8 protein-coding genes are annotated in these 6,321 nt (G+C 37.0%); 6 read left to right on the forward strand and 2 right to left on the reverse strand.

Annotation, left to right across the window (positions count from 1 at the left end; translation table 11 throughout):
• Positions 1-130 precede the first annotated feature (130 nt).
• Positions 131-952, reverse strand: a complete 822-nt coding sequence (locus ACQKN4_RS25165) for a squalene/phytoene synthase family protein (RefSeq protein WP_427485196.1) — start codon at positions 950-952, stop codon at positions 131-133.
• A 770-nt stretch (positions 953-1,722) separates the two neighbouring features.
• Here ACQKN4_RS25165 and coaW point away from each other — a divergent pair.
• The 4 genes from coaW (at position 1,723) to ACQKN4_RS25185 (ending at position 3,506) form a co-directional block, all read left to right on the forward strand.
• Positions 1,723-2,559, forward strand: a complete 837-nt coding sequence (coaW, locus tag ACQKN4_RS25170; protein ID WP_079560060.1) for a type II pantothenate kinase — start codon at positions 1,723-1,725, stop codon at positions 2,557-2,559.
• Between the two features lie 121 nt (positions 2,560-2,680).
• Positions 2,681-2,917: a hypothetical protein gene (locus tag ACQKN4_RS25175; protein ID WP_386827991.1), complete on the forward strand. Its 237-nt coding sequence runs from the start codon at positions 2,681-2,683 to the stop codon at positions 2,915-2,917.
• A gap of 14 nt (positions 2,918-2,931) precedes the next feature.
• Complete coding sequence (locus tag ACQKN4_RS25180; protein ID WP_170938888.1) at positions 2,932-3,075, forward strand: hypothetical protein; 144 nt, start codon at positions 2,932-2,934, stop codon at positions 3,073-3,075.
• Between the two features lie 119 nt (positions 3,076-3,194).
• Positions 3,195-3,506 carry a DUF3889 domain-containing protein gene (locus ACQKN4_RS25185; protein WP_079560357.1) on the forward strand — a complete coding sequence of 104 codons (312 nt, stop codon included), beginning with the start codon at positions 3,195-3,197 and terminating at the stop codon, positions 3,504-3,506.
• A 37-nt stretch (positions 3,507-3,543) separates the two neighbouring features.
• On the opposite strand, the gene ACQKN4_RS25190 is transcribed toward ACQKN4_RS25185, so the two are convergent.
• A complete protein-coding gene (locus ACQKN4_RS25190; RefSeq protein ID WP_427485197.1) occupies positions 3,544-4,098 on the reverse strand; it encodes a DJ-1/PfpI family protein in 555 nt (184 codons plus the stop codon).
• Positions 4,099-4,339: 241 nt separating this feature from the next.
• Between ACQKN4_RS25190 and ACQKN4_RS25195 the strand changes: the two genes are divergently transcribed.
• Together ACQKN4_RS25195 and ACQKN4_RS25200 are read left to right on the forward strand one after the other, a co-directional pair.
• Positions 4,340-4,738: a MarR family winged helix-turn-helix transcriptional regulator gene (locus ACQKN4_RS25195; protein ID WP_427485198.1), complete on the forward strand. Its 399-nt coding sequence runs from the start codon at positions 4,340-4,342 to the stop codon at positions 4,736-4,738.
• 5 nt (positions 4,739-4,743) lie between these two features.
• The gene (locus tag ACQKN4_RS25200; protein WP_427485199.1) at positions 4,744-5,931 is read left to right on the forward strand and encodes an MFS transporter; all 1,188 of its coding nucleotides are present in this window, start codon (positions 4,744-4,746) and stop codon (positions 5,929-5,931) included.
• The last annotated feature ends 390 nt before the right edge of the window (positions 5,932-6,321 follow it).

Here is a 6,321-nt window from a genome sequence, read left to right on the forward strand (position 1 = left end):
ATGACTCCGGCAGCATACCGAAGTCATTTAATCGCTGTTTAATGTAGCAAATGGTCTTTTATTAAACTGTCTACTTTATAGGGTTCAGTTCATTTTTTTCGTACTAGGGCTCTTTTTAAAGGAGAAGGTTTTAGTCAGCTTGTACCTCTTCGACCGTTTGTTCTACTTCTGCTCGTGTCATTTTTTCACGCCCATCTTGCATCGCCTTCAATGTTTTATGAGCTAAGGCAAGCGGTAATCGACAGAATAATAATACCGTTCGTTTATTAATATCTTTCATATAAAGATCCGCTTTCGCAAGATTTTCCTCCGCGTATGCAAATAAATCATCGCGTGTCCATCCGTCGGGAACGAAACTTACACCGCGCTCATCCAGATCTTCGTGCTGATTGCGTAAAATATTGACTGCTTGGAGACCTCGACCATAGCCAATTGCTAAATCTCGATCTGTTTGAATGTCTGCACCCCACGCCCAAAGCTCAGACAGCATTGTTCCAACAAGCCCTGCTACGTAGTATGTATAATCATCTAAATCCTCTCGCGTATGCACCTGCCAGTTTGCCTTTGCCCATTTTGCCATCCCGAATGCCATTTCACTCGTTGAATCTTGAACAATTTTTCGTGAGCCTTCAGGACAAAAAATTAGCCAATCTGCTAAACGAAGAGATACTTCAGGTAGCTGATCTGCATATGGCGCTAATAATGCTTCATATGCTTCGGCATTAAATGTATCTTTTAATAATTCACTCGTTGCAGTTAGTAAATCAAATTTTACATCATTTGAAAGTTCTTCATGATCCTCAATCTCATCTATAGCGCGCATTGCTAAATATGCGGCTGCCACTGACAATTTTAAATCATTCTTTAAAAAAGTAATTGGTATATAAAAAGTGCGACTAGTTTCCTTTAAAACTTGCATCGCTTCTTTGTAAAGTTTCTTTTGCTCTTTCACTTGTATTCCTCCGTTCAAATGGTAACGCATCTATAGTATATCGTATCGTAAAAGTGAAGAAAGATAAAACAGATTGTTCAATTTATAACTAACTATTTTCAAATGGGATAGAAAGGATGGATAACGAAGTTGCGAATAGTAAAGGTTGTACGTCAAAGATGGCCGTAGCACTGGAGAAATTGTTTAGGTTAGCAACAAAAATTACCTAGTGAATGATGAGGATATCCGCTCGTTAATTACAAGAATTCCTTTAGAAGTGAAAATGTATCAGCGTGTTTTCGCTTCTTTTGTTTTTTTAATAGAATAATGTTAAAGTTATAAAAATGCGACGAAAATCGCGTGAATAATAGAAGAAATTTGATGTTTTTCGTGTTTTTTTCATGAAAGTTTGCTAAGTTATTGCACAATTATTTCAACAGCGTTAAAGTTTAGGAAGGACAAATATGCAGCTACATCTTTCTAGAAATTGCGGCTGCCGCTTCGCTTTCGCGCAGAAAACATTTGTTGCTGCCGTTTCACTTTCGCACAGAAAACATTTGTTGCTGCCGTTTCACTTTCGCACAGAAAACATTTGTTGCTGTTGTTTGCTTTCGGTACTTAAATACAATACATCGGATTTTGGCACAATAACTCCTTGCAAAATCCGTGACATTTGTGGAGACATGAACATTATTCAACTGGCTTCTAAACGTCTCTTGAATAAAAGCAAAATCTAGTATATATCTCACCATCTGAAATAGAGATTGTACGTAAAGTCAAAGGAGAATGGTATGCCAAAGGCTATAGGTATTGATGCAGGCGGAACATTGACAAAAGTTGCTTATTTAGATGAGCATAACGAGCTTGTTTTAACAACTTTTCCGTCAAATGATTTGCTCGCTGTGAAGAATTGGATTATTAATCATCCAGATATTGAGGATATTGGAGTTACGGGAGGGCGTACGGAACAATTACTTGATGTCATTAAAACAATGAAATCGATTCATTATATAGTAGAGTTTGAAGCCACTTTAAAGGGCGTTCGATTTTTGTTGCATAAAGAGGGCTACTTCTTCGATCGAAGTATGATTACGAATATTGGTACTGGTACTTCAATTCATTATATGGAAGATAATACACATGTCCGTGTTGGTGGGACAGGCGTTGGTGGTGGAACATTGATTGGATTGTCAGCGCTTACAACTGGAATCACGGATTATAATGAAATAAGAAATCTGGCCTCTATGGGAAATCGTGAAAGTATAGATTTACTTGTAAAGGATATTTATCAAGGGATGGACACACCTATTGATGGGCATTTGACAGCTAGTAATTTTGGGAAAGTTGGTATTACGGAGTCAGTCAAACATCCAATAGAAGATATTATCGCAACTGTACAAGGGCTTGTTGGTGAAGTTATTACTACACTTAGTATTCAATATGCTGAAGAGAAAAATGCTCAGCATATCGTTTATATCGGTTCAACTTTAAGTAATAATGATCATCTTGCACGTGTTATTGCCAATTACACACGAACGAAAAAACATACACCAATTTTTATAAATGACCACGGTTTTTCTGGTGCAGTTGGTGCATTATTAAATATAACTGAATATACGATTGTCTAAATACAATGTACATTACTAATTAATATTGGTGATGTACATTTTTTTTTGGCAATGTCTGCAGTAATCCCCAAAGCATAAATCGTTCTATCCTGAGCACATTACAATTAGGAGGTGAACATCCGTGGGCAATAGAAACACGAATAAAAACAACAAAAATAACAATAAAACAATGAACATTAGAACGCATAATCCTTTTGATACCTACAAAAAAATAGACCTCGATCAGTCAAATAGTAATAACAATAACCCGAATGACAATCTAAATGAAGAATTCTCTGCAGAATTCGATGCGAAAGCCAAAAATAAAGATAATAAAACGAACCATAAGAAAAATCAACAGTCCAACAAAAACAAATAGTGGAGGCTTAAAAAATGGCAAAGAAGGGTAAAACGAGCTTCAAAAAGAAAAAGAAAGAAGATACACATAAAAGAAATGATCGTGAAGAATATTCAGCAGAATTTAATCAAGTAATTCATAACAATCCTCAACAACCAAAACAATCCAGCAAAAGATAATAAAAACTGCTCCTTAAGTAGATTGACAAAATACTTAGGGAGCACTTATTTTATGCTGTTTTGGCGACTTTATGCCAAAAAAATAGGAGAGGTTGATTCACTTGCGAAAATTTTTTGTAATGTTAGGATTTTCTCTTGTATTGTTTGCCGTATCGACCCACTTCCCAACAAATGTCTATGCTCAACAAGAAATACCAGCCCATGCTCAATGGGGAAAAGTAGCGATAAAAGAAACGCAGGCAAAATACCCTCAAGCTAAAATTATCGATTATTTGCATGAGGGAAGTGAGGTTAAAGGAGACACCACGATTGAGAAATTTAAGCTTTGGATAAAACTAAGTGATAAGGAATTCGGTATACAAGTTCGTATCAAATATGTAACCAATACAAATAAATTGGTAAAGATTGAACTCCGAGAAATCACTTCATAAAATAAGAGGATGCCTAACTTCAGGCATCCTTCTTCTACTAGTTTTCTAGCTTATGAATAAATTCTCGCATTAATCCAGATAAATCTGGCCATGCATGACCACTAATCAAATTGCCGTCTGTATGAAGATTAGCATCGATGTACGTTCCTCCAGCTACTTGAACTTCTGGCTTGCAGGCAATATAAGCTGTTAGCTCACGACCTTGCAGAACTTTTGGAATGGTCGCGAAAATTTGTGCTGCGTGACATACAGCAGCGATTGGTTTATTTGCTTCAAAGAAATGGCTTACTAGTGCTGGCACATGCTCATTTAAACGAATGTATTCCGGCGCTCGTCCACCAGGAATGATGAGCCCGTCAAATTGTGTTGGGTTTACTTCCGCAAAGGATGAGTGCGCTTCTAAGCCATATGCTGTACGCTCGATGTAAGTATCAACTCCATCGACAAAATCGTGCGATACAGTTTGTAATTTCTTTGCGGATGGTGCTGCAATCGTTACATCATAGCCAGCCTCAAGACAACGATAATAAGGATAAAAAATTTCTAAAGCTTCAACTGCGTCTCCTGCGAGTATTAATACCTTTTTCCCCATGCTTCCATCTCCTTTTATTGTAATCTAGTAGCTAAATTCGACACTTTCAAAAAATTCCCTTCTAATATGATAGAAAAGCTAGAAGAAGTAGTGAAATCGCTGATTAGAATAACCGATACCATCCAGTAAACTCTGGATCATTGCCACTAAATGCACTACATAAACAGCTTGCTTTACAACGAAAAAAATGAGGCGTATAGTATTTGTTTAGCTAGGTAAATAAATACGGGAGGTCACAATCATGAATCCATTATTTCATGCGTTATTCCAAAAGAGTCGTTATATAACGAATTGTTTAAATGAAGTACTGAAACAGCATAATTTGTATAGCTCACAATGGACTATTTTATATTGCTTACATAATCACGGACCAATGACATTAACACAAATATGGAAGTATTTGAACGTTGAAGCGCCGAGTATAACAAGAGCAATAACGCGACTCGAGACTTTAGGCTGGGTGCTAAGAATAGATGGTGAAGATAAACGGGAAAAAATTGTTACCTTATCACCATATGCAGAGAAACATTTGCCTGTTATTACTAAAACCATTTTAGCTTTTGAGGAAGGAATGATAGGGGCATTGACGGTCGAGGAACAGCAGCAATTTATGATTTTATTGGAAAAAATGAAAGGTTGATTGATATGCAGCAAGAGGGAAATACAAAAATATGGACGAAGCGATTTATTAGTCTCTTTTTCACAAATATCTCGGTATTTTTTGTTTTCTATGGGTTAGTAACGACTTTGCCGCTTTATGCGATTGGTGAGTTGCATCAGACTGACAAGGAAGCGGGATTGTTACTGTCAGGATTTTTATTATCGGCTATAATCGTTCGTCCCTTTTCAGGTAAGCTATTAGATGTATTTGGGAAGAAAAAGCTTTTAGTCATTTCAATTATCGGCTATTTTTTATGTACAGTTTTATATTTATTTATACATCCTTTTGGACTTTTACTAGGATTACGTTTTATTCAAGGGATCTTCTTTAGTATTATTACAACGGCAGCCGGCTCATTAGCAGCGGATATTGTGCCAGCCAATCGGAAAGGTACAGGTCTAGGCTATTTTACAATGTCTACTAACCTAGCAGTAGTTTTAGGGCCATTTATCGGTTTACTGCTTATTCAATATAGCAGCTTTAATGTACTATTTATTGTTATGAGTATTTGCATATTAGTAGGGGGCATCCTAGCTGTAACGATGAAAACGGATGATTTACCTAAGCCTGATCATCAAGGTAAGTTGACATTTAAATTTGATGATTTATTTGAACGTCGTGCACTTCCAGTAGCGGCTATTGCTAGTTTAGTAGCTTTTTCATATGCGAGTGTTTTATCGTTTTTATCAGTATACGCACAGCAAAAAGATTTAATGGATGTAGCGAGTCTTTTTTATGCGGTTTTTGCAGCGGCAATGCTTATAACAAGGCCATATACAGGTAAGCTTTATGATACAAAAGGGCCGCAATTTGTTATTCTGCCGGGTATTATATTTTTTGCAATCGGACTTGTTATGCTTGCATTTGTCTCAGGACCGGCATTGTTTTTATGTGCAGCCATCTTTGTTGGAATTGGCTACGGAGCGGTGAATACAAGCTTACAAGCAGTAGCTGTACAGTCCGCATCACATACGCGTAGTGGTTATGCAACCGCAACGTACTTTACGATGTTTGACATGGGCATTGCACTTGGCTCTTATATTTTAGGTATGGTGGCCGTGCAAGCTGGCTATAGCTCTGTTTATCTAATCGGAGCAGGCATACTAGTCGTTGTCTTTATCATTTACTTAGCGCGTTTAACTTCTTTCAGCGGGCAAACATCCGCTGAATAGAGGAACTCAGTCTAAGAACGCCACGTCCTGTGGCAACGACTGAGTGACCAACATCTTGTTGGCCTAAAGCCTCCGGACGCAATTATACCGAGGCATAATTGATCAAAAAATAAAATCGAATAAAGTAGCGCATGTCTAAGTGCAAAATAAAACAGTTGGTACTCTGTAAGATTAGTACATGTAATTGTACATTATGTCTTATTCGTGCTTTGCTTGAAGATCATTGAGTTGCAAAGGCAGCTCTTTCTTACGATTAGTCAAGTATCTATAATAACTTTCTTAACTCTCTTAACTCTCTTAACTCTCTGATATTATTTTGATAAATTGGGCCATGCCGAATAAGCCTAGTGATTTTTCGATTTTTCATAAGGCTTTAGTATGTTAAACTGA

The organism is Lysinibacillus sp. NPDC093692, assembly GCF_050280125.1.
In the GTDB taxonomy this organism is placed as follows: Bacteria; Bacillota; Bacilli; order Bacillales_A; family Planococcaceae; genus Lysinibacillus.

Excerpts from the sequence above, each read along its gene's own strand:
- coaW (WP_079560060.1), top strand. The coding sequence starts at position 1,723 with ATGCCAAAGGCTATAGGTATTGATGCAGGCGGAACATTGACAAAAGTT.
- ACQKN4_RS25195 (WP_427485198.1), top strand. The coding sequence starts at position 4,340 with ATGAATCCATTATTTCATGCGTTATTCCAAAAGAGTCGTTATATAACG.
- ACQKN4_RS25185 (WP_079560357.1), top strand. The coding sequence starts at position 3,195 with ATGTTAGGATTTTCTCTTGTATTGTTTGCCGTATCGACCCACTTCCCA.
- ACQKN4_RS25180 (WP_170938888.1), top strand. The coding sequence starts at position 2,932 with ATGGCAAAGAAGGGTAAAACGAGCTTCAAAAAGAAAAAGAAAGAAGAT.
- ACQKN4_RS25190 (WP_427485197.1), bottom strand. The coding sequence starts at position 4,098 with ATGGGGAAAAAGGTATTAATACTCGCAGGAGACGCAGTTGAAGCTTTA.
- ACQKN4_RS25200 (WP_427485199.1), top strand. The coding sequence starts at position 4,744 with ATGCAGCAAGAGGGAAATACAAAAATATGGACGAAGCGATTTATTAGT.